The following is a 25,147-nucleotide window of genomic DNA, read 5'->3' on the forward strand; positions in this document are numbered from 1 at the left end:
AGTGAGAACTACGTTTTGCTATGTGGACTGATGGAGCATCAGAACCCGCGCAGGGGGCGGTACACCGTGAGCGCCTCGGGGAGCTTCTCCAGCGCCACTTCGCCCGCGACCTCGGTGACTTCGCCGTCATGGGCGAGAAGCGTGCCGGGTGCCACACCCGCGACGCGCAGACGGCTCACCCGGACCGCCGCATGCGCGGGGGAGCGGGTCAGCGGGCCGGCCAGCGCCGCCGCCAGCAGACGCAGTGCGGGGCGGCGGCCGCCGTGCACCACCCGCACGTCGAGCCGCCCGTCGGCCAGGTCGACGCGGCGGCCGGGGGCGAGGCCCATCCGGTGGTAGGTGCCGTTCCCGGCGAACAGCAGCCACAACGGACGTACCTGGCCACGGAATTCGGCCTCCATCGGATGCCCGTGCGCGCGCAGCACGCGCAGCGCCGCGAGCACCCCGGCCGGCCAGCCGCCGATCCGGCGCGACCAGTCCTCCCGCTCCCGCACCAGCTCCGGATACACACCCAGGCTGCATGTGTTGAGGAAGATGCCCCGCCTGTCGCCGCAGGTGAACCGGCCGACGTCCACACGCACCGCCTCGCCCCGCCGGACCGCCCGCGCGAGGTCGCGGCCGTCCTCCACGCCGAGGTCGTAGGCGAAGTGGTTCAGGGTGCCGCCGGGCAGCACCGCGAGGGGCAGGCCGTGGCGCAGGGCGACCTCGGCGGCCGCGTTCACCGTCCCGTCCCCGCCGCACACGCCGAGCACCCGAGCACGGGCCGCCGCCTTCTCCAACTCGACCGACACCGCGGACGGTTCGCACTCGACGACCTCCGCCAGCGGCAGTCCGGTGCGCAGGCTGCGCACGCGGTCCGCGGTGCCCGACCCGGAGTTGGCCACGACGACCAGGCCCGCCCCGTCGGGCAGCGCCGGGACCTCGGCGCGGGGCCGGGCCGGCGGCACGACCTGGGCGCGGGTCGGCACCATGCCCCGTACGGCGAACGCGGCACCCGCGCCCAGAAGCGCGCCCGCGAGCACGTCGCTCGGGAAGTGGACTCCGGTGTAGACGCGGGAGAGCGCGACGGACCAGGCGAGGGGAGCCACCGCCGCGCCCCAGGCGGGTGACTCCAGGGCGACGCCGGTCGCGAACGCGGCCGCCGACGCGGAGTGACCGGACGGGAACGACGTGGTGATCGGCTGCCGCTTCAGGTGCCGGACCGGCGGGACCGGATCCAGGGCGGGTCGCGGGCGGCGCACCGAGCGCTTGCCGAGGGTGTTGATGGCCAGCGAGGCCAGGCTCAGCGACGCCAGCCCGCGGGCGGCCGCCCGGCGGGCCCGCGGCGTACGGCTCGCCGCCATCGCGGCCGCCGTCGCGAACCACAGCACACCGTGGTTCGCGCTCCGGCTCAGCCGCGGCAGCACGGGCTCGGCGAACGGCCAGTGCTGCTCCGCCGCGAACTCGAACAGCCGGCTGTCCAGAGCGAGCAGCCGGTGGCGCAGGGGATGGGGGCCGGGCTCGGCAACAGTGAGATCGACGTCTGGGCTCATAGGCTGCCGGGTACCCTGAACCGGACGTTTCCTGACCGGCGGGCGATGATCGACACCCGGAGGGCCCCTGCCATGCGTCTGTTCCTCATCCGCCACGGCCAGACCCCGTCCAACCTGGACCATCTGCTGGACACGGCCGTACCCGGCCCGGGCCTGACCCCACTCGGCGAGGCGCAGGCCGCCGCCCTGCCCGCCGCGCTCGCGGACGAGGACATCGAGGCCCTCTACGCCTCCACCCTGATCCGCACCCAGCTCACGGCCGCCCCGCTGGCCGCAGCCCGCGGCCTGGAGGTGATCGTCCGCGACGGCATCCGCGAGATCTCCGCCGGCGACCTGGAGATGGTGCCGGGCGACTCCCCGGAGGGCGAGCGCTACATGCGCACGGTGTTCGCGTGGGCGGCCGGGGACACCACGCTCAGGATCCCCGGCGGGGAGAACGGCGAGGAGGTCCTGGCCCGGTACGACGCCGTCATCGCCGAGGCCGCCGCGAGCGGTGCCGGGAGCGCCGCGATGATCAGCCACGGCGCCGCCATCCGCATGTGGACCGCCGCCCGCGCCGACAACGTCGACGTGGCCTTCGCCGCCGCCCGCCCGCTGGAGAACACCGGCGTGGTGATCCTGGAGGGCTCCCCGTCCGACGGCTTCGAGGCACTGTCCTGGGCGGGCGCCACGGTCGAACCGGCGAGCGAGGGCGGACCGACCGGGGCACCGGTGAGCGCGGCGGGCTGAGGGGGCGGGCGCCGTCGAAGCGCGCCGGGCTGGGGGCGGCCCGTCGGCGGAGCGCGCGGGGCCGGGGGCAGGTGCTGTCGGAGCGTGCCGGGACGATGAGGCAGGCGGCGTCGGAGTGTGCCGGAGGAGGGGCGGCCGCTGTCGGAGTGCGCAGGGCTGACAGGGCAGGCGCCGTCGAAGCGCGGCGGGCTGAGGGGCAGGCCGCCGTCGGAGTGTGCGGGAGGAGGGGTGGGCCGTCTACGGAGCGCGCGGGGCTGATGAGGCAGATGCCTTCGGGAGCGTGCCGGGACGATGAGGCAGGTGCCGTCGGGAGCGTGCCGGAGCAGGAGTGCGCCGTCGTCGGAGCGCGCAGGGCTGAGGGGGCAGGCGCCACCGGAGCGCGCCGGGCTGATGAGGCAGGTGCCGTCGGGAGCGTGCCGGGCGAGGGGTGGGCCGTCGTCGGAGCGCGCCGGGGCTGAAGGGGCACGCGTCGGCGGACCGTGCAGGATAAGCGTTTGCCCCAGGTCGGCACCGCCCCACAGAATGCCTCCTCATGGGACATCTGGAAGCCGCGCACCTCGAGTACTACCTCCCCGACGGGAGGGCGCTGCTCGGCGATGTCTCGTTCCGGGTCGGCGAAGGCGCCGCCGTCGCGCTGGTCGGCCCGAACGGCGCGGGAAAGACCACGCTCCTCCGGCTGATCTCCGGCGAACTGAAACCGCACGGCGGCACGGTCACCCTCAGCGGCGGCCTGGGCGTGATGCGCCAGTTCGTGGGCTCCGTACGCGACGAGACGACCGTCCGCGACCTGCTCGTCTCCGTCGCCCCGCCCCGCATCCGTGAGGCGGCCCAGGCCGTGGACCGGGCCGAGCACGCCATGATGACCGTCGACGACGAGGCGGCCCAGCTGCAGTACGCGCAGGCGCTCGCCGACTGGGCCGAAGCGCGCGGCTACGAGGCCGAGACCCTGTGGGACATGTGCACCACCGCCGCTCTCGGCATGCCGTACGAGCGGGCCCAGTGGCGGCAGGTGCGCACCCTCTCCGGCGGCGAGCAGAAGCGTCTCGTCCTGGAGGCGCTGCTGCGCGGCACCGACGAGGTCCTGCTGCTCGACGAGCCGGACAACTACCTGGACGTGCCCGGCAAGCGCTGGCTGGAACAGCAGCTGAAGGAGACCCGCAAGACGGTCCTGTTCGTCTCCCACGACCGCGAACTCCTCGCCCGCGCCGCCGAGAAGATCGTCTCCGTGGAGCCCGGCCCGGCCGGCGCCGACGCCTGGGTGCACGGCGGCGGCTTCGCCACCTACCACGAGGCCCGCCGTGAACGCTTCGCCCGCTTCGAGGAGTTGCGCCGCCGCTGGGACGAGAAGCACGCCCAGCTGAAGAAGCTGGTGCTGAACCTCCGCCAGGCCGCGGCCGTGAGCCACGAGATGTCCTCCCGGTACCAGGCCGCGCAGACCCGCCTGCGCAAGTTCGAGGAGGTCGGCCCACCGCCCGAGCCGCCCCGCGAGCAGGACATCACCATGCGCCTGAAGGGCGGCCGTACCGGCGTGCGGGCCGTCACCTGCGAGCAGCTGGGACTGACCGGCCTGATGAACCCCTTCGACCTGGAGGTCTTCTACGGCGAACGGGTCGCCGTGCTCGGCTCCAACGGCTCGGGCAAGTCACACTTCCTCAGGCTGCTCGCCGGCGACGAGGTCACGCACACGGGGAAGTGGAAGCTCGGCGCACGGGTCGTCCCCGGCCACTTCGCCCAGACCCACGCCCACCCCGAGCTCGAGGGCCGTGCCCTGCTCGACATCCTGTGGAAGGAACACGCGCAGGACCGGGGCGCGGCCATGTCCCGGCTGCGCCGCTACGAGCTGACCGGCCAGGCCGAGCAGCCCTTCGACCGGCTCTCGGGCGGCCAGCAGGCCCGCTTCCAGATCCTCCTGCTGGAACTCCAGGGAGTCACCGCGCTGCTGCTGGACGAGCCGACCGACAACCTCGACCTGGAGTCCGCCGAGGCTCTCCAGGAGGGTCTGGAGGCCTTCGAGGGCACGGTCCTCGCGGTCACCCACGACCGCTGGTTCGCCCGCTCCTTCGACCGCTTCCTGGTCTTCGGCAGCGACGGCCGCGTCCGCGAGACCCCGGAGCCGGTCTGGGACGAACGCCGGGTGGAACGGGCCCGGTAGCCCGGCGGCTCTGCCGGAGGGCCCGGTGAGCCGGATGTTCGTACAGTGGACTCAGGAATGCGAGCTCCACGGCTCCCTCCCGGAACCGCACGGGGGCAGACTGTTCCGGGCGGGTACCCGAACCGGATGAACGACCACGACGAGCGGGGTGCCACCATGACCGGAGTCGACCCCAGCCGGCTGGACGACCAGCAGCTCATGAAAGAGCTGGAGACGATCCACCGCACGCGCCACGACACCCTCCTGTACGGCTCGAACGACGCGCTGCGGGCCCACAACGAGCGCATGGCGCAGCTCGAGGGCGAGTATCTGCGCCGTAACCCGCGCCGCCTCGTCAGCGCCGGCCGCACCCGCGAGGGCGCACGGGAGCGCGGCTGCGGCGAGGCGGCGACTCCGGGCACGTCCGGCACCTGAGGAGCCCCCAGGTGCCGCCCGCGTTCGGCCTCACCTGCTCTTCCCGGTGCGCTCACCACTCCGGTACCGGCTCGTCAGACGCCCACCAGCGCCTCGGCCAGCTGTTGCACGTTGGCATACCGCCGCGAGCGCGGCAGCCCGGCCACCGCGTCGATCAGGGTGCCCGGTGCGTTGCCCCGGCGCAGGGCCCGGGCCAGCTCGTGCGCGTCGGCGGGGAAGGCGTGCCGGTTCAGGTTCCGGGCCAGCGCCAGCCGTACCCGCTCCAGCGACGCCGGGGATCCCAGACCGCCCACCGGCCCGCTCCAGACCTCCGGGTCGTCGTCGGCGATCGGCTCCGGATCGGCCCATTCCTCGGTGCGTGTCGGGTGCCCTGACCTGAGCAGCTCCTGCAGCTCGTGCTTCATCTCGTCGTCCCGGTGGACGCTCAGTCGGTCACTGCCTCGCTGCATGACTTCCTCCAGATGGTCGAAGGTCAGCACCTACCGAGTCACCTGCCCGGAGGGCGGAAAACCTGTGCGGAGCCGTTCGGCGGCCGCTGTCGTGGGGTCACCCGTCAGGCCGTTCGCGTCCCGCGAATGGGGCCCGGCCGCGCGCGCAGCGGCGCCGGGCGGGCTGTGATGGCAGGGAGGGCACGACCGCCGTGTCCCGCGCCTGCACCGCCGAGGAGCCCGCCCCATGCGCCGCACCACCCGTGCCCGTGCCCTGTCCGTCGCCGTCCTGGCCGGGGCCGCGCTCGTCATAGCGGGGCCCGCCGTGTCCGCGGCCCCCGCGGACGGGGCGAGCCCCGGCACCGTCCAGCCCGGCGCCACCCCCAGCGCGTCCCTGTCCTGCGACGTCCTCACCGGACTGGCACCGGACACCCCCGACGCCGCGCCGCCGCCCTTGGCGGACGGGAGCGCGCAGTGTGACGAGGGTCAGGGCCAGGGCCAGGAGCCGGGGCGGGGAGAGAGTCCGGGGCTGCTGCAGGGGCAGCGGAAGGATTCGGGGCCGGGGCAGGAGACGACGGGGCAGGGAGAGCGGCAGGATTCGGGAACCGGGCAGGAGACGGGGTCGGGGCAGTGGCAGAAGCCCGGGGCAACGCAGGAGACGACGGGGCAGGGGCAGGGGCAGGGGCGGGAGCAAGGGCAAGGGCAGGGGCAAGGGCAGGGGCAAGGGCAGGGGCAAGGGCAGGGACAGCGGCCGGGGCAGGAGCAGGGGCGGGAGTGCGAGGACGGTTCGCGCACCTGTTCCGGCGGACAAGACTGCCGCCGCGAGGACCACGAGGCCGGCGACAGCGGCTACAACGGTGACAGCGGCTACAACGGTGACAGCGGGGGCAGCGGCTACGACGGGGACAATGGCGACAACGGCAACTGCGACCAGGCAACGGAACAGGGCGGGGTCGCGGCCGGGATTGGCGGCAGCTTCAACGACTCGGTTCCGGCGCTGGTCGCAGGCGGTGTGCTGATCGCCGGAGCCTGCGGAGGAGCCGTCTACCGACTGTCCGGCCGCAGGAGGTCCGTGGACGCCTGACGAGGTCCGTGGACGGCCGACGCGGGGCGGCCCGGGCCGGGTTCGTGCCGGCTCCGTGCCGGAGGACAATTCCGGCGGACAGCCATGGAGGGCCGTCCGCCGGGTACACATCCCGAGGGCACCGACAGCAGGCACCGCACGCACCCCCACGCAGCCGGCACCACAGGAGTGGGCACAGGAGCAGGCCCCGGAGCAGGATCAGGAACAGGCTCGGGAACAGGCAGAGGCACAGCCGACGAGGAGAGCACGGCCCACCGAGCACGGCCCACCCGACGGGAACACCACACGGCACCACGGACTGCGCGGAGGCGGACATGCGGCGGACGGACCCGGAGGGCCACGGGCCGGTCCGTTACGGGCCGCCCCTGCCCGGCGACGGCCTGCCCGTCCTCCCGGAACTCTCCGCCGTCCTGGCAGCGGCGGCGGGCCGCGCCGAGGCCCAGCCGGTCGGCGGCGCCCCCGCCCTGCTGGAGGCGGCCTGCGGCTACTGGACCCGGCGCGGACTGCCCTGCGTCCCCGACCGGGTGGCCGCGGGACCCGGCGCCCCCGCGCTGCTGCTCGCGCTGACCGCCGCGCTCGCCGGTGACACCGGTGACGTGCTCGTGCCCCGCCCGTGCGCCGCCTGGTGGGCGCCCTACGCCCGCCTGCTCGGCAGACCCGTCTTCCACGTGCCGACCCCGGCCGAGGGCGGCGGCGTACCCGACCCGTACGCCCTGCTGGAGACCGTCCGCAGGGTCCGTGCCGAGGGCGGGGATCCCCGGCTGCTGGTGCTGTCCGTCGCCGACGACCCCACCGCCACCGTCACCCCGCCCGAACTGCTGCACGAGACCGTCGAGGCGGCGGCCGCCGAGGGCCTGCACCTGGTCAGCGACGAGACCTGGCGCGACACCGTGCACGACCCGCGTGAGACGGTCCTGCTCAGCCCCGCCGAGATGGTGCCCGACGGGGTCACCGTCGTCACCGACCTGGCCGGGGCCCTGCTGCCGCCCGGCTGGCCCGCGGCCATCGCCCGCTTCCCCTCGGGAGAGACGGGGGAGCACCTCCACGCGCGCGTGCTCGACATCCTCACCGCGCTCGGCGCCCGCATCGCCGTACCGGTCGCCGCGGCCGCCGGATACGCCCTCGACGAACCCGCACCCGTCACCGAGCGCCGCGAGGCCGCCGTACGCCTGCACGCGCGCGTGGCGGCCGCCGCGCACGGCGCGGTCGTCGCGGCCGGCGCGCTCGCCCGGCCGCCACAGGCCGGCCGCCATCTGTACGTCGACCTCGGCCCGTTGCGCGAGGTGCTCGCCGAGCAGGGCGTCGGTGACGCCCAGGAACTGGAGGACTTCCTCACCGCCCGGCTCGGCATGCCCGCGCCCGGCGGCCACCGCTTCGGCGACGACCTCGGGGCGCTGCGCGTGCGGCTCGCCACGGGGTCCCTGCTCGGCGGCACGGACGAGGAGCGCACGGAATGTCTCAAGTCACCCTCACCGTTGGAACTGCCACACGTGCAAAGCGCGTTGGTCTCCGTGAGGTCGGCCTTCGACGATCTCCGCGGCGACGCTCAGCGACGGGAGCCTCCTCGATGACGCAGCAGACGCATGAGCCCGGGCCCGCCCCCACGACGACGACCAGCGGAAAGGCCGGCGCCCCCGTGGCCCCGGCCCTCCTCGCAGCCCCGTTCCCGCCGCTGGCCGAGCCCCGCCCGCTGGGCGAACACCGGGTGTGGCCGCGGACCTTCCACGACCGGCTCACCGCGCCCCTGCCCGGCCTCAAGGCCCTCGCCCGCTTCGCCCGCGAGGGTTCCGTACGCCCCGGCCCGGAGAGCCTCGCCGACATCCCCCGGCTCCCGTACGCGCCCGCCCCGTTGCCCCGCACGGGCACCCGCACGCTCGCCGTCACCTGGGCGGGACACGCCAGTTGGATCGTCCGGATCGGCGGGCTGTCCGTCCTCACCGACCCCGTGTGGTCCCGCCGCATCCTCGGCACCCCGGCCCGCGTCACCCCCGTCGGCGTCCCGTGGGAGGACCTGCCGCGCGTCGACGCGGTCGTCATCAGCCACAACCACTACGACCACCTCGACGCCCCCACCCTGCGCCGTCTCCCGCGCACCACACCGGTGTTCGCGCCCGCCGGCCTCGGCCGCTGGTTCCAGCGGCGCCGGTTCACCTGCGTCACCGAGCTGGACTGGTGGGAGGGCGCCGAACTGTCCGGCGTCCGCTTCGACTTCGTGCCCGCCCACCACTGGTCCAAGCGCACCCTCACCGACACCTGTCACAGCCTCTGGGGCGGCTGGGTCCTGACCGACCGCGACGGACAGCGCCTCTACTTCGCCGGCGACACCGGCTACGGCCACTGGTTCTCCCGTATCGGCCGCCGCTACCCCGGGATCGACCTCGCCCTCATGCCCATCGGCGCCTACGACCCCCGCTGGTGGCTCAGTGACGTCCACTGCGACCCGGAGGAGGCGGTCCAGGCCACTCTGGACCTGGGCGCGCGGCGCATGGCGCCCATGCACTGGGGCACGTTCATCCTGTCGGCGGAGCCGGTCCTGGAACCGCTGACGCGAGTACAGACGGCATGGGAAACGGCGGGCCTGGACCGGGAGGACCTGTGGGACGTGCCGGTCGGCGGCTCGAGGGTCCTGGAGGGTATTTCCCCGGGCCTGAGGTTGTGACCAGCGGCGCTACCGGGAAAAGCGGCGCACCACACTCGGGGTCACGCTGATCAGCAGCGTCAACCCCACCGCAGCCACCACCCCCTCCCACGGCTCCGGGAACAGCGAACCCCCCAGAATCCCGATCACCTGATACGTCAACGCCCAAGCCAGACAGGCAGGCAGATTGCCCCGGCTGAACCGCCGCAGGGGCCAGTCGGCAACCAGACAAGCCAGCATCACCGGCAAGCGCCCCGCAGGCACCAGCCGGGACAGCACCAGCACAGCCACCCCGTGCTCGGCCAACTTCGTCTGCGCCTGCGTGAGCCGCTCCTCCGGCGCCCGAGCACGAATCGCCTCCAGCCACCGCGACCCGTTCCGCGACCGCATCCCGCGCCGCCCCAGCCAGTACAGCGTCGCGTCCCCGAGAAAGGCCGCCAGCGAGGCCGTGACGAACACCAGCACCAGTGAGAACGGTGCCGTCTGATGAAAAGCCACCACCGCGGCCGTACTGACCAGCGCCCCCGTAGGCACCACCGGCACCAACGCACCGATCAGCACCAGCAGGAACAGAGACGGATACCCGATCGCCTGCTGTGTGGACTCCGGAGGCGGCGCGGACGTGGAAGCAGCGGCCAGCACCACCGCGGCCGGCCATCTCACCGCGCGACCTCCAGGCGCACGCTCTCCCCGTGCCCGAGCTTGTGCACGGCCACCTGCGGCGCGGCCGCGGCCGCCAGGCGCACGAACTCGTCGCCCGGCGCGTGGAACTCGTGCGGGCGCACCGCGGCCATGCCGATCGGCCAGTACGTCCCGTAGTGCACCGGCACCGCGACCCGGGGCGCCAGCCGGGCCAGCGCCCGCGCCGCCCGCCCCGCGTCCAGGTGCCCCTCACCGAGGTACGGCCCCCAGCCGCCCACCGGCAGCAGGGCCACGTCCACCGGCCCGACCTGCTCCGCCATGCCGTCGAACAGCCCGGTGTCCCCGGCGAAGTAGGTCCGCGCCTCGCCCTCGACGACGTATCCCAGCGCGGGGGAGCGGTGCGGGCCGACCGGCAGCCGGCGCCCGTCGTGCCGTGCGGGTACCGCGCGGACCACGAGGCCCCCGACCCGGACGGCGTCCCCCGGGGCCACCTCGGTGATCTGCAGATGTCGCAGCCGGCGCAGCGCCGGGACCGCCCGTGGTGCGCCCCGGGGCACGAGCAGGCGCGTGCCCGGGGCGAGGGCGCCCAGCGAGGGCACGTGCAGATGGTCGGCGTGCAGATGGGAGACGAGCGCCACGTCCGCACGACGGGCCTCGGCGGGGGGCACCGCGCCCCGGCGGCGCCGCAGATGCGCGAGCCTGTTCGCGAACAGAGGATCGGTGAGCACCCGTATGTTCGAATCCAGGAGCGCACAGGTGGCGTGACCCCACCAGGTGATCTCCACCGGCACCTTCTTCGCCTCCTTCGCGCGACTCCCCCGAAGCCTACGGGCAGGAGTAGGGTCGGCGGCGAAACCCGGAGGTGAGGGGGACGCCATGGGACAGCTGCGGGGTGCCTCCGGCGGGCTCGCGCAGGTGCGGGTCACCGCCATCGCGAGCCTGACGCCTCTGGAGGAACTGGAGTCCGACCCCTTCCTGGTCGACTCCCGCAGCCAGCACGCCATGTGCGCCCGCTGGGCGGCGGAGCGCGGCTATGTGATCGTGCGGGAACTTCTCGTCGGCGGGCTGCGTTTCGACCATTGCGCACTGTGGGACGGCGTCCGGCCCGGCGTGGACGTGTTCGTCGCACCCAGCCGGCGCGTGCTGGAGCGTGCGGTGTCCTCGGTGGAGGAGTTCACCGCCGAGTGCGCGCGGCGCGGGGTGCGGGTGGAGACGGTGGGGCGGGCCGAGCCTTCGTACGACGCCCAGATGAAGGCGCGGGTGCACCGCAGGCTGTCCATGCCGACGGCGGGTTACGACGGGCGGTGAGGGGCCCCGGCGCCCCGCCCGGCCGGGCTCCGTCCCGTGTGACAAGGTGGAGTGAGGCCCGCTGATCGAGCGGGCGGGACGCGAGGTGTACGGGGCGTGCGGGGCGTGCGGTGGCGGCGGATCGCCAGTCAGGTCGGGCGGAGCGTCACGGTGTGGGCGGTCTCCACCCTCACCATGCTCGTGCTCGCCGGCCTCCTGCCCGACTTCAGGCTCCAGTCCGCCGACGGCGACAGTGCCACCCGGATAGCCGTCACCGCCGCGCTGGGCGCCGGGGCCTTCGGTGTGCTCTCGGCCGTGGTGTGGCCGCTCCTGGTACGGCTGCTGCTGCTCGTGCCCGCGTTCGTCCTCGGCCTGCTGGTCTTCTTCCTCAACGGCTCCCTGCTGCTGCTCGCCCTGCGCATCAATCCCTCCGGGCAGGGCGAGGCCGCCCCGGAGACCGCCGTCATCGTGGCGGCCGTGATGTCCGCCGTCGCCTCGACCACCGGTGCCGCCCTCGCCGTGCGCGACGACGACGCCTACCGCCGCCGTCTGTTGCGCCTCGCCGACCGTCGCCGCAGAGCCGGTCCGCCGTGCGCGGCCACGCCCGGCCTGGTCTGCGTCCAGCTCGACGGCGTGGGCCACGACGTGCTCACGCACGCCGTCCGCAAGGGACTCATGCCCACCGTCGGCCGCTGGCTGTCGACAGACGACGGCGTACAGCCGACCCACCGCCTTGTCCCCTGGCGCACCGACTGGTCCAGCCAGACCGGCGCCAGCCAGCTCGGCATCCTGCACGGCAGCACCTTCGACGTGCCGGCCTTCCGCTGGTACGAGAAGGACCGGGGCGAGGTGATGGTGTGCAACCGCCCGACCAGCGCCGTGGAGCTCCAACGCCGCGCCACAGCACACACCGGGGACGGCGGACTGCTCACCGTCGACGGCGCCAGCCGCGGCAACCTCTTCGGCGGCGGCGCCGGCGAACAGGCCCTCGTGCTGTCCATCGCCACCCGCCGCCGCGGCCGGGACAACCGCTCCCGCGCCGGCTACTTCGCCTACTTCTCCGACCCCGCCAACGCGGTGCGCACGGCTCTGTCCTTCGTCGCCGAGGTCGCCCGCGAGATCGGCCAGTCCACCCGGGCCCGGATCCGTGAGCAGCGGCCACGGGTGAGCCGCGGCGGCCTCTACCCCTTCGTGCGCGCCTTCGCCACCGTCGTCGAACGGGACGTCGTGGTCGCCGCCGTGATGGGCGATCTGCTCGTCGGCCGCACCGCCGTCTACGCCGACCTCGTCGCCTATGACGAGGTCGCCCACCACTCCGGACCGTGCGGCCGGGACGCCGAGCAGGTCCTGCAGCGCCTCGACCGGTCCCTCGCGCTCATCGAGAAGGCCGCGGAACACGCCCCGCGCCCCTACCGGATCGTCGTCCTGTCCGACCACGGCCAGAGCCCCGGCGAAACCTTCCGCGCCCGCTACGGCCTCACCCTCGCCGACCTCGTCCGCGCCGGCTGCGGACTGCCCGTACCGCGCCGGGCCGAACGAACCCGCAGCGGCGCCGAGGCCCGCACCGCCGTCCGCGCGGCCCTGCGCCGGCCCGTGGAGGAGAAGGACGAGCGGCACCGGCCGACCCGGGACTCCGAGCCGATCGTCCTGGCCTCCGGCAACCTCGGCCTGGTCTCCTTCCCGGACGTGCCGCACCGCATGACCAAGGAGGAGATCGAGGCCCGCCACCCCGCCCTGCTCACCACCCTCGCCAACCACCCCGGCATCGGCTTCCTGCTGGTGCGCAGCGAGGGCCACGACGGCGTGGTGCTCGGCCCCAACGGCACCGAGATCCCGCTGGCCGAGCTGGACCACGAGCCCGGTCCGCTCGCCCGGTTCGGCCCCGGCGCCGCCGACGCCGTCCGCCGCACCCACTCCTTCCCGCACACCGCCGACATCATGGTCAACTCCTTCCACGACCCCGCCGACGGCGAAGTCCTCGCCTTCGAGGAGCAGATCGGCTCCCACGGCGGCCTCGGCGGCGCCCAGTCCCACCCCTTCCTGCTCTCCCCGCTCACCCTGTCCGCCCCGGTCGAGGAGGGAGCGGAGCTGACCGGCGCCGAGCATGTGCACCGCGTCCTGCGCCGCTGGCTGCGCGAGGCGAACGGCCCCCAGGTGCCGATCAGCACGGAGGCCGAGGAGGAGCGGGCCGCCTGAGCGTGGAGGCTTTCAGCGCCGGGCCGTGCAGAAAATTCAAGTGACGGCCGCAACCATCAATTGAGAACCTCGACGGCGAGCAACCACGTACGCGAGAGCGGCGCCGGTTTAGGCGCAAAGAAGGGAGCCTTTGCTTTGCAGGCTGCCGTCACGGTCACCCCTGCCCGTCTCCCCGAGCTGCTGCTCGGCCTCGCCACCGTCCGGCCGGTCTTCGTCTGGGGCGCCCCCGGCATCGGAAAGTCCTCCCTGGTACGGGAGTTCGCCGCCTCGCTGGGCCTGGAGTGCGTGAGCCTGCTCGGCACCCAGCTCGCCCCCGAGGACCTGATCGGCGTGCCGCAGATCCGCGACGGGCGCTCGGTGTTCTGCCCGCCGGAGACCATTGCCCGCGACGAGCCGTACTGCCTGTTCCTGGACGAGCTGAACGCGGCCACCCCGGACGTGCAGAAGGCCTTCTACTCGCTCATCCTCGACCGCCGTATCGGCAGCTACGAGCTGCCCGAGGGGTCCATCGTCATCGGCGCCGGCAACCGCGCCACCGACAACGCCCTCGCCCGGCCCATCGCCTCCGCCCTGGTCAACCGGCTCGCCCACGTCCACCTGGAGGCCTCCCCGAAGGACTGGCTCGCCTGGGCCGCCGGCCACGGCATCCACCCGTGGATCCTGGACCACCTCACCGACCGGCCCGACCACCTGTGGTCCAAGCCGCCGAAGACCGAGGAGCCGTTCTCCACGCCCCGCTCCTGGCACATGCTCTCCGACGCCCTGCACTCCTTCGGACCCGACCTCGACGAAGCCACCCTGAGCGTCCTCGCGCACGGCACCCTCACCCCGGCGCACGCCACCGCCTTCTGCGGCTACGTCAAGATCGTCCGCAGCCGGTTCGGCATCGAGGCCATCCTCAAGGGCGACGCCCGCTGGCCGCACCGCCCGGAGGACCGCGACCTGCTGTACTACCTCGCCGAGTCCTTCCGCGGCCGCCTGGTCAAGGAGCTGCCGGTCGCCAAGGAACACATGTCGGCGAACGGCCGGCAGACCGCCTACCGCGCCAAATCCCTGCTGGTGCAGCTCGCCGAGATCTCCGTCGAGGTCGCGCAGAGCGTCATCGCCTCCGACGCCGACGGCAACCCCGTCCTGCCCGCCTGGTTCCTCATCGAGGCCGCCCGGGACATGCCCCGGCTGGTCGAGGCCCGGCGATGAGCGGCCGCGGCGCGAAGAGCAAGAAGAAGCCGGATCCGGCCGCCGAGGACTGCGCCAAGGGCGTCCAGCTGGTGTGGGCCAACCCGGCGCTCGCCGCCATCGAGGCCGACATGTGCCGCCGCGAGGACTGCTCCGCCTCGCCCCGCCAGGGCCTGGTCCGCATCGACTCCGGCGGCCGCGTCCACCTGCACCCCACTCGCCGGGCGGAGCCCGCCGAGTGGGCCTGGGCCATCGCCCACGGCCTGATCCACCTCGGCTTCGGGCACGTCCCCGCCGCCAAGGGCGAACGGGTACAGCCGGACCGCTACGACCTCGCCGCACGCTGCGCCGTCGTCAACCGCTTCCTGCTCACCTTCCGCGTCGGCCGCACCCCCGACGACCTGCCCGCGTCCTATCCCGGCGGCGACGAGGAGCAGCTCGCCGCCCGCTGGCGCCGCGACGAGCACATCCCGGCCGGGTACGAGCACTGCGGCACGGCAGGCACCGAACCCGACCAACTGCTCGTGCCCTGGACCGGCTACCTGCAGAAGCCCCCCGACTGGCAGCTCGCCTTCGCCCACGGCCTCACCCGCACCATGGCCACCGCCATGGACCTGGCCGGCGGCCGCCGCGACGCCATGACCGGCGGCCCCACCCGGCTGCGCCCCTGGGAGCGCGCCCTGAGCTGGTTCGTGTCCTCCTACCCGCTGCTCGGCGGCATCGCGGCCGGCATCCAACTCGTCGCCGACGCCGAACTCGCCCGCGCCCACGGCATCGCCGTCGCCGCCGTCAACGCCGAGGCCGGCGAGATCTACGTCAACCCGCTGCGCACCTTCGAGGACGAGGAGTGGCGGTTCATCCTCGCCCACGAGATGCTGCACGCCGCCCTGCGCCACGGCGACCGCTGCGGCACCCGCGACCCCTACCTGTTCAACGTCGCCTGCGACTACGTCATCAACGGCTGGCTCGCCGAGATGCAGGTCGGCACCATGCCCGACGGGCTGCTGTACGACCCGCAGCTGGCGGGTCTGTCCGCCGAGGAGGTCTACGACCGCATCGCCGGCGACCTGCGCCGCATGCGCCGCCTCGCCACCCTGCGCGGCAAGGGCCTCGGCGACGTCCTCGGCGCCCCGCTCGGCCCGCCCGGGGCCCCCGTTGACCTGGACGAGTTCTACCGCCGCGGCCTGGTCCGGGGTCTGGACCTGCACCAGGGGCAGCAGCGCGGCTTCCTGCCCGGCGGGCTGGTCGAGGAGATCCGGGCGCTCAGCCACCCGCCGCTGCCCTGGGACGCCCGACTGGCCCGCTGGTTCGACGAGTTCGTGCCGAGCCCGCAGGCCGTACGCTCCTACGCCCGTCCCTCGCGCCGCCAGTCCGCCACCCCCCACATCCCGCGCGCGGGCCGCTGGTTCCCGCCGGAGGAGATCGCCCGCTGCACCTTCGGCGTCGTCCTCGACACCTCCGGCTCGATGGACCGCACCCTGCTCGGCAAGGCCCTCGGCGCGATCGCCTCCTACGCCGAGGCCCGCGACGTACCGGCCGCCCGCGTGGTGTTCTGCGACGCCGCTCCGCACGACGCGGGCTTCGTGCCGGTCAGCGAGATCGCCGGCCGGGTACGGGTGCACGGGCGCGGCGGCACCGTTCTGCAGCCCGGCATCGACCTGCTGCACCGCGCACCCGACTTCCCGCCGGGCGCGCCGGTGCTGGTCATCACCGACGGCTGGTGCGACGTCCTGCGGGTGCGGCGCGAGCACGCCTATCTGATCCCGGAAGGTGGTCGCCTTCCGTTCACCCCGCGTGGCCCGGTCTTCAGGGTGCAGTGAGCCCGAATGTGATCGGATGGGGGCGCAGGACTTGGACACGGGACCACATGCGAAAGGAACCACCGTGGCTACCACGCGCACCGCACACACGGTCTGGGAAGGCAACCTGATCGAGGGCACCGGCCTCGTCACCTTCGACTCCTCCGGCATCGGCCAGCAGCCGGTGTCGTGGCCGTCGCGCGCCGAGAAGGCCAACGGCAAGACCAGCCCCGAGGAGCTGATCGCCGCCGCCCACTCCAGCTGCTTCTCGATGGCCCTCTCGCACGGCCTCACCGGCGCCGGTACCCCGCCCACCCGCCTGGAGACCAAGGCCGACGTCACCTTCCAGCCCGGCGAGGGCATCACCGGCATCCACCTCACCGTCCGCGGCGAGGTGCCGGGCCTGGACGCGGAGAGCTTCGCCTCGGCGGCCGAGGACGCCAAGAAGAACTGCCCGGTCAGCCAGGCCCTGACCGGTACGACCATCACCCTGACGGCCGAGCTGGCCTGACCGTCGTACCACCGCCACGGTGCCGCGCTCCCGCGCAGGGGCGCGGCATCGCCGTTTCCGGGTATTCGTACATTGACAGCGCCGTACGCGCGTTTTGTGCTGGAAGGGTGCGAGGCGCCCTGACGGAAGGGGACGGACCATGGCACGTGCGGTCGGGATCGATCTCGGGACGACGAACTCGGTGGTGGCCGTCCTGGAGGGCGGCGAGCCCACCGTCGTCACCAACGCGGAGGGCGCGCGGACCACCCCCTCCGTGGTGGCGTTCGCGAAGAACGGCGAGGTACTGGTCGGTGAGGTCGCCAAACGGCAGGCCGTGACGAACGTGGATCGGACGGCCCGCTCGGTGAAGCGGCACATGGGCGACGCGGACTGGCGCTTCCCCGACCAGGGCACGGTGGACGGCGCCCGGCTGCGGGCTCAGGAGCTGTCGGCGCGGGTCCTGCAGAAGCTGAAGCGGGACGCGGAGGCCTACCTCGGCGAGGACGTCACGGACGCGGTGATCACCGTGCCCGCGTACTTCGACGACGCCCAGCGGCAGGCGACCAAGGAGGCCGGGGAGATCGCCGGCCTGAAGGTGCTCAGGATCATCAACGAGCCCACGGCCGCCGCCCTCGCCTACGGCCTGGACCGCGGCGAGGAGCAGACCGTCCTCGTCTTCGACCTGGGCGGCGGCACCTTCGACGTGTCCCTGCTGGAGATCGGCGACGGTGTCATCGAGGTGAAGGCCACCAACGGCGACACCCACCTCGGCGGCGACGACTGGGACCAGCGGGTCGTCGACCACCTGGTCAAGCGGTTCAAGGGGCAGCACGGCATCGACCTCGGCAACGACAAGATGGCGGTGCAGCGGCTGCGCGAGGCCGCCGAGAAGGCCAAGATCGAGCTGTCCTCGTCCTCGGAGACCTCGATCAACCTGCCCTACATCACCGCCTCCGCCGAGGGCCCGCTGCACCTGGAGGAGAAGCTGACCCGGGCCCAGTTCCAGGAGCTGACCGCGGACCTGCTGGACCGCTGCAAGACCCCCTTCCACCAGGCGGTCAAGGACGCGGGTGTGAAGCTCTCCGCCATCGACCACGTCATCCTCGTCGGCGGCTCGACCCGGATGCCCGCGGTCACCGAGCTGGTCAAGGAGCTGACCGGCAAGGACCCGCACAAGGGCGTCAACCCCGACGAGGTGGTGGCGGTCGGCGCCACCCTCCAGGCGGGCGTGCTCCGCGGCGACGTCAAGGACGTCCTCCTGCTGGACGTCACCCCGCTGTCCCTGGGCATCGAGACCAAGGGCGGCATCATGACCAAGCTGATCGAGCGGAACACCACGATCCCGACCCGCCGTTCGGAGATCTTCACCACCGCCACCGACAACCAGCCCTCGGTCGGCATCCAGGTCTACCAGGGCGAACGCGAGATCGCCGCCTACAACAAGAAGCTCGGCGTCTTCGACCTCACCGGCCTGCCGCCCGCCCCGCGCGGCGTCCCGCAGATCGAGGTGGCCTTCGACATCGACGCCAACGGCATCATGCACGTCTCCGCGAAGGACCTCGCGACCGGGCGGGAACAGAAGATGACCGTCACCGGCGGCTCCGCCCTTCCCAAGGACGACATCGACCGCATGATGCGGGAGGCCGAGCAGTACGCCGAGGAGGACCGGCAGCGCAAGGAGGCCGCCGAGACCCGCAACCAGGCCGAGCAACTCGTCTACCAGACCGAGAAGTTCATCCGCGACAACCAGGACCGCGTACCCGCCGACACCCGCACCGAGGTCGAGGAGGCGGCCACCGAGCTGAAGACCCTGCTGGAGCAGAACGCCGACACCGCCGCCCTGCGCACGGGAGTCGAGAAGCTTGCCACGGTCAGCCAGAAGATGGGGCAGGCCATGTACAGCCAGGCCCAGCCCTCGGCCTCCGGCGCTTCGGCCGGGGAACAGAGCGCGCCGCCGGACGAGGAGGGAGTGGTGGACGCGGAGATCGTGGACGAGGACCGGGAGCAGAAGGGCGGCGCCGCCTAACCGCCCAGCCGCTCCCAGCCCCGTCGCTCCGGCCGCGGCCCGAGCTGCCGCGGATCCCGTGTCCGGTAGACGACGTACGGCCGGAACAGGTACTTCACCGGTGCGCTGAACATGTGCACCAGGCGGCTGTAGGGCACGAACGCGATCAGCAGCATGCCGATCACCGCGTGCACCTGGTACAGCACCGGCACGCCCTCCATCAGGTGGGTCTTCGGCTGGAGCGTGAACAGGCTGCGCGCCCACGGGGCGATCGTCTCGCGGTAGTCGTAGCCGTCACCGGAGGTGTGGGCGAGCTTGGCGACCATGCCCAGGACGATCGCCCCGAGCAGGACGACGTACATGATCTTGTCGTTGACCGTGGTGGCCCGGAACACGGGGGAGCGGGTCCGCCGACGGTAGACGAGCAGCAGGATCCCGACGACCGTCAGCGCTCCGGCGGCCGTCCCGCCGTACAGCGAGAACAGGTGGTACGTGCGCTCGCCGACGCCGATCGCGCGCGTCCAGGACGCGGGCACGAACAGCCCGATCAGGTGCCCGGCCAGCACGAACAGGATGCCGTAGTGGAAGCAGGGCGAGGCGATGTTCAGCAGCTTCGACTCGTACACCTGCGACGAGCGGGTGGTCCAGCCGTACTTGTCGTAGCGGTAGCGCCAGACGAGGCCGGCGATCAGCAGGGCGAAGGCGATGTAGGGCAGGGCGCCCCACAGGAGTGTGGTCATGAGCGCACCCCGGTGCGTGCGGTCGGCAGTGCGGCGCACACGGCGTCCAGGACGGCCGCGTACGGTGTGCCGTGGTCGGTCAGCCGGGACCGCAGCTGTTCCAGGGCCTCACGGTGTTCGGTCAGCAGATCGGTGTTGCCGGTCCGGGCGGTGAACTCCAGCACCGCAGGCAGGAAGTCCGGCAGCTCCTCGCCGCTGAACTCCAGCCCGTGCTCCCGGTAGATGTCCTTGAAGCGGACCAGGGACATGCCCCGCCGCCGGGTGTCGCCGTCCCGCCACCAGCTCAGGTACAGGCTGTGCCGGTTCTTGAAGTCGAAGACCTGCACATAGTGCGCGGCCAGTTCCTGCGGCTCGCTGACGGCCGCGTGGTCGGTGAACGCGCGCAGCTGCGGGGCGGCTTCGCGCAGCAGCGGCAGCCGGGCGAAGAAGTCGTCGTCCGGGTAGGTCAGGCAGAGCGCCGCCGCCTGGTACAGCACCGCGTCCGAGGGCATCAGGGCCTCCTAGGCGTCGTCCGCGTGGTCCGAGGTCTGCCGCCTGCGCAGCAGATGGAAGTTCTCGACGGACACCAGCGGCAGCCGTCTGCGGCCGGAGTCCTGGCCGAAGGGGCCGTCGCCGCCCATGCCCGGCCCGCCTTCGTAGTCGAGGCTGCATCCCTCGGGCAGCGCCGACTCCTCCAGCCGGCGGGCGTCGCCGACGGCGGCGGTCGGGATGACGTACCGGTCCTCGTACTTGGCGATCGCCAGCAGCCGGTACATCTCCTCGATCTCGTGCGGCTGCATCCCGACCGCGGAGGCGATCGCCGTGTCGGGTTGCTCGCCGAGGTTGAGCGCGCGCATGTGGGAGCGCATCGCCGCGAGCCGCTCCAGCGAGGCCCGCACCGGCCCGGTGTCGCCCGCCGTGAACATCTCCGCCAGGTACTCCAGCGGGATGCGCAGCGTGTCGATCGCGCCGAACAGGTTCCGCGCGTCCTCGCCGTCGTGCCCGGTCTCGGCCAGCGCGTCCACCACCGGAGACAGCGGCGGGATGTACCAGACCATCGGCATCGTCCGGTACTCGGGATGCAGCGGCAGCGCCACCCGGTACCTGTTGATCAGCGCGTGCACGGGGGAGCGGCGGGCGGCCTCGATCCAGTCGTGCGGGATGCCCGCCTCCTCGCAGGCCTGCCGCACCGCCGGGTCCTCCGGGTCGAGGAAGACGCCCAACTGGGCCTCGTACAGGTCCTTTTCCTCCCGCACGGACGCCGCAGCGGTCACCCGGTCGGCGTCGTAGAGGATCACTCCCAGATAGCGCAGCCGGCCCACGCAGGTCTCGGAACAGACCGTCGGCAGCCCGACCTCGATCCGCGGATAGCAGAGCGTGCACTTCTCCGCCTTGCCGGTGGCGTGGTTGAAATACACCTTCTTGTACGGGCATCCGGTCACGCACATCCGCCAGCCCCGGCACTGGTCCTGGTCGACCAGCACGATGCCGTCCTCGGCCCGCTTGTACATCGCCCCCGACGGGCAGGAGGCCACGCACGACGGGTTCAGGCAGTGCTCGCAGATCCGCGGCAGATAGAACATGAAGGTCTGCTCGAACTCGAACTTCACCTTGTCCGAGGTCTGTTGGCGCACGCGCTCCACCATCGGGTCGAGGTCGCCGTAGGCCGGAGCGCCCGCCAGGTTGTCGTCCCAGTTCGAGGACCACTCGATCTTCATCGGCTTGTCGTCGAGGGACGACACCGGCCGGGCGACCGGGAAGTCCTCGCCGAGCGGGGCGTCGGTGAGGTTCCGGTAGTCGTACGTCCAGGGCTCGTAGTAGTCCTTGATCTCCGGCAGCCTGGGGTTGGAGAAGATCCCGGCGAGCTTGTGCAGCCGGCCGCCCGCCTTGAGCTTCAGAGCTCCGCGCCGGTTCAGCTCCCAGCCGCCGCGCCACTTCTCCTGGTCCTCGTAGCGGCGCGGATAGCCCTGTCCGGGCCGGGTCTCCACGTTGTTGAACCAGACGTACTCCATGCCCCGCCGGTTGGTCCACGCCTGCTTGCAGGTGACGGAACAGGTGTGACAGCCGATGCACTTGTCGAGGTTCATCACCATCGCGATCTGGGCCATCGGGCGCATCAGTACTCGACCTCCTGGCTGCGGCGGCGGATCACCGTCACCTCGTCGCGCTGGTTGCCCGTCGGGCCCAGGTAGTTGAAGGCCCAGGACAACTGGGCGTAACCGCCGATCAGATGGGACGGCTTGAGGATCAGCCGGGTGAGCGTGTTGTGGATGCCACCGCGCATTCCGGTGGTCTCCGACTTCGGCACGTTCACCGTCCGCTCCTGAGCGTGGTGCATGTAGACGGTGCCGGCCGGCATCCGGTGCGAGACCACCGCGCGGGCCACGACCACGCCGTTGCGGTTGACCGCCTCGATCCAGTCGTTGTCCTTCACCCCGATGGCGTCCGCGTCCTGCGGTGCCATCCAGATGTTCTGGCCGCCCCGGGAGAGGGCCAGCATGAACAGGTTGTCCTGGTACTCGGAGTGGATCGACCACTTGTTGTGCGGGGTGAGGTAGCGGACCGTCACTTCCCGCTGTCCGTCCGGCCCGAGCCGCGGTTCGCCGAACAGCCGGTTCATGTCCAGCGGCGGCCGGTACACCGGCAGCCCCTCGCCGAGTTCGTGGATCCAGTCGTGATCCAGGAAGAAGTGCTGGCGCCCGGTGAGGGTGTGCCACGGCTTGCCGTGCTCGGTGTTCAGCGTGAACGCGGTGTACCGGCGGCCGCCGGACTCGCTGCCCGACCACTCCGGCGAGGTGATCACCGGCACCGGCGCCGCCTGCGTGTCGGCGTACGTGACCCGCTTGCCCTCGTGCTCGGCGGCCAGATGCGCCATCTCCTGGCCCGTGCGCTGCTCCAGGGTGTGGAAACCCTGGGTGGCCAGGCGCCCGTTGGTGGTGCCGGACAGGGCCAGGACGGTGTTGGCCGCCTTCACCGCCGTGTCCAGGGACGGGCGGCCGTCGGCCGGTCCGCCGCGCACCGGGCCGTTCAACTCCCTCAGGTGCGCAACCTCTTCGTCCGGCCGGAGGGCGATTCCCTTGGCAGGCAGCCCGAGTTGCTCCACCAGCGGGCCGAGCGCGCCGAACTTGGCTCCGATCGCCGTGTAGTCGCGCTCCACGACGGTCAGGTTGGGCAGCGTCCTCCCGGGCTCGGGGTCGCACTCCCCGCGCTTCCAGTCCAGGACCACCCCGCCGGGCTGGGCGGTCTCGCCCGGGGTGTCGTGCTGGAGCGGGGTCGCCACCAGGTCCTTGCGGACGCCCAGATGGTCCACGGCCAGTTCGCTCAGCTTCCCGGCGAGCGCCTTGAAGGCGTCGAAGTCGGTGCGCGCCTGCCAGGGCGGGTCCACGGCCGGCGTGAAGGAGTGCACGTAGGGGTGCATGTCGGTGGAGGACAGGTCGTGCTTCTCGTACCAGGTGGCCGCGGGCAGCACCACGTCCGACAGCAGGGTGGAGGAGGTCTGCCGGAAGTCCAGCGACAGCAGCAGGTCGAGCTTGCCCTCGGGCGCCTCCTCCCGCCAGACCACGTCCCGGGGCCGTTCGCCGGGTGCGGCCTGCTCGGCGCGCAGCGAAGACTGGGTGCCGAGCAGATGCCGGGTGAAGTACTCGGCGCCCTTCGCCGACGAGCCCAGCAGGTTGGCCCGCCACAGCGTGAGCACGCGCGGCCAGTTCTCCGGCGCGTCCGGGTCCTCGCAGGCGAACCTGAGCGTGCCCGCACGGAGTTCGGCCACCGCCCTCGCCACCGGGTCGCCGAACACCTCGCCCAGATCGAGCGGGTTGCGGTCGAAGGTCGGGTACGACGGCATCCAGCCGGCGCGGGCCGACAGGGCGAGGCAGTCGGCGGCCGTCATCCCCGCGAACCTGCCCTCACCGAGCGGCGAGGCCAGCACATCGGCGCCGAAGCGGTCGTAGCGCCACTGGTCGGTGTTGAGGAACCAGTACGCGGTGCCGATCATCTGCCGCGGCGGCCGCGCCCAGTCGGAGGCGGCGGCCAGCGTCGCCCAGCCGGTCACCGGCCGGCACTTCTCCTGCCCGACGTAGTGCGCCCAGCCGCCGCCGTTGCGGCCCTGGCAGCCGGTGAGCTGGAGCAGGGCCAGGAAGGCGCGGTAGATCGTCTCGGAGTGGAACCAGTGGTTGGTGCCGGCGCCCATGAGGATCATGCACCGGCCCCGGGACCGCTCGGCGGTCCGCGCGAACTCGCGGGCGATCTTCACGCACTGGGCGGCCGGGACGGAGGTGTGCTGCTCCTGCCAGGCGGGCGTCGCCGGAGAGCGGGCGTCCTCGTAGGAGGCGGGCCAGTCGCCCGGCATACCGGGCCGCCACACACCGTACTGCGCCAGCAGGAGGTCGTAGACGGTCGTCACCAGCGGGCCGTCCGACCCGCCCAGCCGGGTCGCCGGCACACTGCGCCGCAGGACGTCGCCGCGCCCCTGCCCGTGCTCGCCGCCCTCGGTGTCGAACCGCGGCAGCAGCACCTCGACGTTGGCAGTCGCCGCACGGCCGTAGAGGCTCAGCTCCGGCTGTACGGCGCCGAGTTCGAGGTTCCACCTGCCCTTGCCCGACTCGGTCCAGCGGAAGCCCAGGGAGCCGTTCGGGACGACCGCGCGGCCGCTCGCCCCGTCCAGGACGACCGTCTTCCACTCCGCGCCCTCGCCGTCCTGCCCGAGGTCGGTGGCGCGCAGGAACTTGTCCGGCACATACGACCCGTCCCGCTCGCGCAGCGTCACCAGGAACGGCAGGTCGGTGAACTTCCGTACGTAGTCCGTGAAGAACGGTGTCTCCCGGTCGACGAAGAACTCCTTGAGGATCACCTGCCCCATGGCCAGCGCCAGCGCGCCGTCGGTGCCGGGGTGCGGGTGCAGCCACTCGTCGGCGAACTTGGCGTTGTCCGCGTAGTCCGGCGCCACCACCACGACCTTCTGGCCGCGGTAGCGGGCCTCCGCCATCCAGTGCGCGTCCGGGGTCCGCGTCACCGGCACGTTCGAGCCCCACATCATCAGGTAGGCGGCGTCCCACCAGTCGCCCGACTCCGGCACGTCCGTCTGGTCGCCGAAGACCTGCGGGGACGCCACCGGAAGGTCCGCGTACCAGTCGTAGAACGACAGCATCGACGCGCCGATCAGCGAGTGGTAGCGGGCGCCGGCCGCGTGCGACACCATCGACATCGCCGGGATCGGCGAGAACCCGGCGATGCGGTCGGGGCCGTACGTCTTGATGGTGTGCACCTGGGCGGCCGCGACGATCTCCACGGCCTCGTCCCAACTCGCCCGCACCAGGCCGCCCTTGCCGCGCGCCCGCTGGTAACGGCCCCGCCGCTCGGGGTCGTTCTGCAGGTCCGCCCAGGCCAGCACCGGGTCACCGAGCCGCTGCTTCGCCTCCCGGTACAGCTCCAGCAGCACGCCCCGGACGTACGGGTAGCGCACCCGGGTGGGGGAGTAGGTGTACCAGGAGAACGCGGCGCCGCGCGGACAGCCGCGCGGCTCGTACTCGGGGCGGTCCGGGCCCACCGACGGGTAGTCCGTCTCCTGGGTCTCCCAGGTGATGATCCCGTCCTTGACGTACACCTTCCACCGGCAGGAACCGGTGCAGTTCACCCCGTGCGTGGAGTGCACCACCTTGTCGTGGCTCCACCGGTCCCGGTAGAAGGCGTCCGCCTCCCGGCCGCCGGTGAGCGTGACGCTGTGCAGGTCGGGCGCGGGCGTGCCCGGCCGGAAGAACCGCCCGGCGCTCAGCAGCGCCGCGCCGGGCTCCCTCGGTGGTGTCTGCGTGTCCGTCACGAGTGCTCCCTTGCTCACCCCATGGTTCAGAACCTAGGGGCGGG

At 72.7% G+C, this 25,147-nt stretch carries 20 protein-coding genes; 12 read left to right on the top strand and 8 right to left on the bottom strand.

The annotated features are described in order from the left end of the window. Positions 1-38: 38 nt before the first annotated feature. Positions 39-1,532: a bifunctional phosphatase PAP2/diacylglycerol kinase family protein gene (locus tag ACIRVH_RS03015; protein ID WP_403947621.1), complete on the bottom strand. Its 1,494-nt coding sequence runs from the start codon at positions 1,530-1,532 to the stop codon at positions 39-41. Between the two features lie 72 nt (positions 1,533-1,604). On the opposite strand from ACIRVH_RS03015, the gene ACIRVH_RS03020 reads away from it, so the two are divergent. From ACIRVH_RS03020 to ACIRVH_RS03030, 3 genes are all read left to right on the top strand, one after another. Beyond that, positions 1,605-2,261 carry a histidine phosphatase family protein gene (locus tag ACIRVH_RS03020; RefSeq protein ID WP_403947623.1) on the top strand — a complete coding sequence of 219 codons (657 nt, stop codon included), beginning with the start codon at positions 1,605-1,607 and terminating at the stop codon, positions 2,259-2,261. Positions 2,262-2,793: 532 nt separating this feature from the next. Continuing rightward, positions 2,794-4,413 carry an ABC-F family ATP-binding cassette domain-containing protein gene (locus ACIRVH_RS03025; RefSeq protein WP_403947624.1) on the top strand — a complete coding sequence of 540 codons (1,620 nt, stop codon included), beginning with the start codon at positions 2,794-2,796 and terminating at the stop codon, positions 4,411-4,413. Positions 4,414-4,539: 126 nt separating this feature from the next. Further along, positions 4,540-4,827, top strand: coding sequence for a DUF6158 family protein (locus tag ACIRVH_RS03030; protein ID WP_403947625.1), 288 nt, complete (start codon positions 4,540-4,542; stop codon positions 4,825-4,827). Between the two features lie 74 nt (positions 4,828-4,901). Here ACIRVH_RS03030 and ACIRVH_RS03035 read toward each other — a convergent pair whose 3' ends face one another. Further along, a complete protein-coding gene (locus ACIRVH_RS03035) occupies positions 4,902-5,276 on the bottom strand; it encodes a DUF2795 domain-containing protein (RefSeq protein WP_403947809.1) in 375 nt (124 codons plus the stop codon). 226 nt (positions 5,277-5,502) lie between these two features. Between ACIRVH_RS03035 and ACIRVH_RS03040 the strand changes: the two genes are divergently transcribed. The 3 genes from ACIRVH_RS03040 to ACIRVH_RS03050 all read left to right on the top strand — a co-directional run bounded on the left by ACIRVH_RS03040 (position 5,503) and on the right by ACIRVH_RS03050 (position 8,998). Beyond that, entirely contained in the window at positions 5,503-6,339 is an 837-nt protein-coding gene (locus tag ACIRVH_RS03040; RefSeq protein WP_403947627.1) for a hypothetical protein, read from the top strand. 314 nt (positions 6,340-6,653) lie between these two features. Further along, positions 6,654-7,910: an aminotransferase class I/II-fold pyridoxal phosphate-dependent enzyme gene (locus ACIRVH_RS03045; RefSeq protein WP_403947628.1), complete on the top strand. Its 1,257-nt coding sequence runs from the start codon at positions 6,654-6,656 to the stop codon at positions 7,908-7,910. Then, positions 7,907-8,998, top strand: a complete 1,092-nt coding sequence (locus ACIRVH_RS03050; protein WP_403947630.1) for an MBL fold metallo-hydrolase — start codon at positions 7,907-7,909, stop codon at positions 8,996-8,998. Before ACIRVH_RS03045 ends, ACIRVH_RS03050 begins: the two co-directional genes overlap by 4 nt. A gap of 9 nt (positions 8,999-9,007) precedes the next feature. Here the strand turns inward: ACIRVH_RS03050 and ACIRVH_RS03055 are convergent, their stop codons facing one another. After that, positions 9,008-9,622 (bottom strand): DedA family protein, encoded by a 615-nt coding sequence (locus tag ACIRVH_RS03055; RefSeq protein ID WP_403947632.1) that lies wholly within the window; start codon positions 9,620-9,622, stop codon positions 9,008-9,010. Positions 9,623-9,636: 14 nt separating this feature from the next. Beyond that, positions 9,637-10,410: an MBL fold metallo-hydrolase gene (locus tag ACIRVH_RS03060; RefSeq protein ID WP_403947634.1), complete on the bottom strand. Its 774-nt coding sequence runs from the start codon at positions 10,408-10,410 to the stop codon at positions 9,637-9,639. Positions 10,411-10,495: 85 nt separating this feature from the next. Between ACIRVH_RS03060 and ACIRVH_RS03065 the strand changes: the two genes are divergently transcribed. The 6 genes from ACIRVH_RS03065 to dnaK all read left to right on the top strand — a co-directional run bounded on the left by ACIRVH_RS03065 (position 10,496) and on the right by dnaK (position 18,593). Then, positions 10,496-10,927, top strand: a complete 432-nt coding sequence (locus ACIRVH_RS03065; RefSeq protein ID WP_403947635.1) for a hypothetical protein — start codon at positions 10,496-10,498, stop codon at positions 10,925-10,927. 96 nt (positions 10,928-11,023) lie between these two features. Then, on the top strand, positions 11,024-13,102 hold the full coding sequence (locus ACIRVH_RS03070) for a phage holin family protein (RefSeq protein WP_403947637.1): 2,079 nt from the start codon (positions 11,024-11,026) through the stop codon (positions 13,100-13,102). A 135-nt stretch (positions 13,103-13,237) separates the two neighbouring features. Continuing rightward, positions 13,238-14,299: an ATP-binding protein gene (locus ACIRVH_RS03075; RefSeq protein ID WP_403947638.1), complete on the top strand. Its 1,062-nt coding sequence runs from the start codon at positions 13,238-13,240 to the stop codon at positions 14,297-14,299. Then, positions 14,296-16,098: a hypothetical protein gene (locus tag ACIRVH_RS03080; protein WP_403947640.1), complete on the top strand. Its 1,803-nt coding sequence runs from the start codon at positions 14,296-14,298 to the stop codon at positions 16,096-16,098. Before ACIRVH_RS03075 ends, ACIRVH_RS03080 begins: the two co-directional genes overlap by 4 nt. A gap of 64 nt (positions 16,099-16,162) precedes the next feature. Then, positions 16,163-16,588 carry an OsmC family protein gene (locus ACIRVH_RS03085; RefSeq protein ID WP_403947642.1) on the top strand — a complete coding sequence of 142 codons (426 nt, stop codon included), beginning with the start codon at positions 16,163-16,165 and terminating at the stop codon, positions 16,586-16,588. A gap of 139 nt (positions 16,589-16,727) precedes the next feature. Beyond that, positions 16,728-18,593 (top strand): molecular chaperone DnaK, encoded by a 1,866-nt coding sequence (dnaK, locus tag ACIRVH_RS03090; protein WP_403947643.1) that lies wholly within the window; start codon positions 16,728-16,730, stop codon positions 18,591-18,593. Here dnaK and narI read toward each other — a convergent pair. The 4 genes from narI to ACIRVH_RS03110 are packed head-to-tail and all read right to left on the bottom strand — an operon-like array spanning position 18,590 to position 25,103. Further along, positions 18,590-19,312, bottom strand: a complete 723-nt coding sequence (gene narI / locus ACIRVH_RS03095; RefSeq protein ID WP_403947645.1) for a respiratory nitrate reductase subunit gamma — start codon at positions 19,310-19,312, stop codon at positions 18,590-18,592. The genes dnaK and narI overlap by 4 nt on opposite strands. Beyond that, entirely contained in the window at positions 19,309-19,803 is a 495-nt protein-coding gene (gene narJ / locus ACIRVH_RS03100; protein ID WP_403947647.1) for a nitrate reductase molybdenum cofactor assembly chaperone, read from the bottom strand. The genes narI and narJ overlap by 4 nt, the downstream gene beginning before the upstream one ends. Before the next feature lie 9 nt (positions 19,804-19,812). Further along, positions 19,813-21,408, bottom strand: coding sequence for a nitrate reductase subunit beta (narH, locus tag ACIRVH_RS03105; RefSeq protein ID WP_403947648.1), 1,596 nt, complete (start codon positions 21,406-21,408; stop codon positions 19,813-19,815). Beyond that, positions 21,408-25,103, bottom strand: coding sequence for a nitrate reductase subunit alpha (locus tag ACIRVH_RS03110; RefSeq protein ID WP_403947649.1), 3,696 nt, complete (start codon positions 25,101-25,103; stop codon positions 21,408-21,410). The genes narH and ACIRVH_RS03110 overlap by 1 nt, the downstream gene beginning before the upstream one ends. Between the last annotated feature and the right edge of the window lie 44 nt (positions 25,104-25,147).

It is taken from the genome of Streptomyces sp. NPDC101165 (genome assembly GCF_044768135.1).
Lineage (GTDB): Bacteria > Actinomycetota > Actinomycetes > Streptomycetales > Streptomycetaceae > Streptomyces.

Bases quoted from the DNA above. Each gene is read 5' to 3' on its own strand.
- ACIRVH_RS03015 (WP_403947621.1), bottom strand. From the start codon at position 1,532: ATGAGCCCAGACGTCGATCTCACTGTTGCCGAGCCCGGCCCCCATCCC.
- ACIRVH_RS03020 (WP_403947623.1), top strand. From the start codon at position 1,605: ATGCGTCTGTTCCTCATCCGCCACGGCCAGACCCCGTCCAACCTGGAC.
- ACIRVH_RS03025 (WP_403947624.1), top strand. From the start codon at position 2,794: ATGGGACATCTGGAAGCCGCGCACCTCGAGTACTACCTCCCCGACGGG.
- ACIRVH_RS03030 (WP_403947625.1), top strand. From the start codon at position 4,540: ATGAACGACCACGACGAGCGGGGTGCCACCATGACCGGAGTCGACCCC.
- ACIRVH_RS03035 (WP_403947809.1), bottom strand. From the start codon at position 5,276: ATGCAGCGAGGCAGTGACCGACTGAGCGTCCACCGGGACGACGAGATG.
- ACIRVH_RS03040 (WP_403947627.1), top strand. From the start codon at position 5,503: ATGCGCCGCACCACCCGTGCCCGTGCCCTGTCCGTCGCCGTCCTGGCC.
- ACIRVH_RS03045 (WP_403947628.1), top strand. From the start codon at position 6,654: ATGCGGCGGACGGACCCGGAGGGCCACGGGCCGGTCCGTTACGGGCCG.
- ACIRVH_RS03050 (WP_403947630.1), top strand. From the start codon at position 7,907: ATGACGCAGCAGACGCATGAGCCCGGGCCCGCCCCCACGACGACGACC.
- ACIRVH_RS03065 (WP_403947635.1), top strand. From the start codon at position 10,496: ATGGGACAGCTGCGGGGTGCCTCCGGCGGGCTCGCGCAGGTGCGGGTC.
- ACIRVH_RS03080 (WP_403947640.1), top strand. From the start codon at position 14,296: ATGAGCGGCCGCGGCGCGAAGAGCAAGAAGAAGCCGGATCCGGCCGCC.
- dnaK (WP_403947643.1), top strand. From the start codon at position 16,728: ATGGCACGTGCGGTCGGGATCGATCTCGGGACGACGAACTCGGTGGTG.
- narI (WP_403947645.1), bottom strand. From the start codon at position 19,312: ATGACCACACTCCTGTGGGGCGCCCTGCCCTACATCGCCTTCGCCCTG.
- narJ (WP_403947647.1), bottom strand. From the start codon at position 19,803: ATGCCCTCGGACGCGGTGCTGTACCAGGCGGCGGCGCTCTGCCTGACC.
- narH (WP_403947648.1), bottom strand. From the start codon at position 21,408: ATGCGCCCGATGGCCCAGATCGCGATGGTGATGAACCTCGACAAGTGC.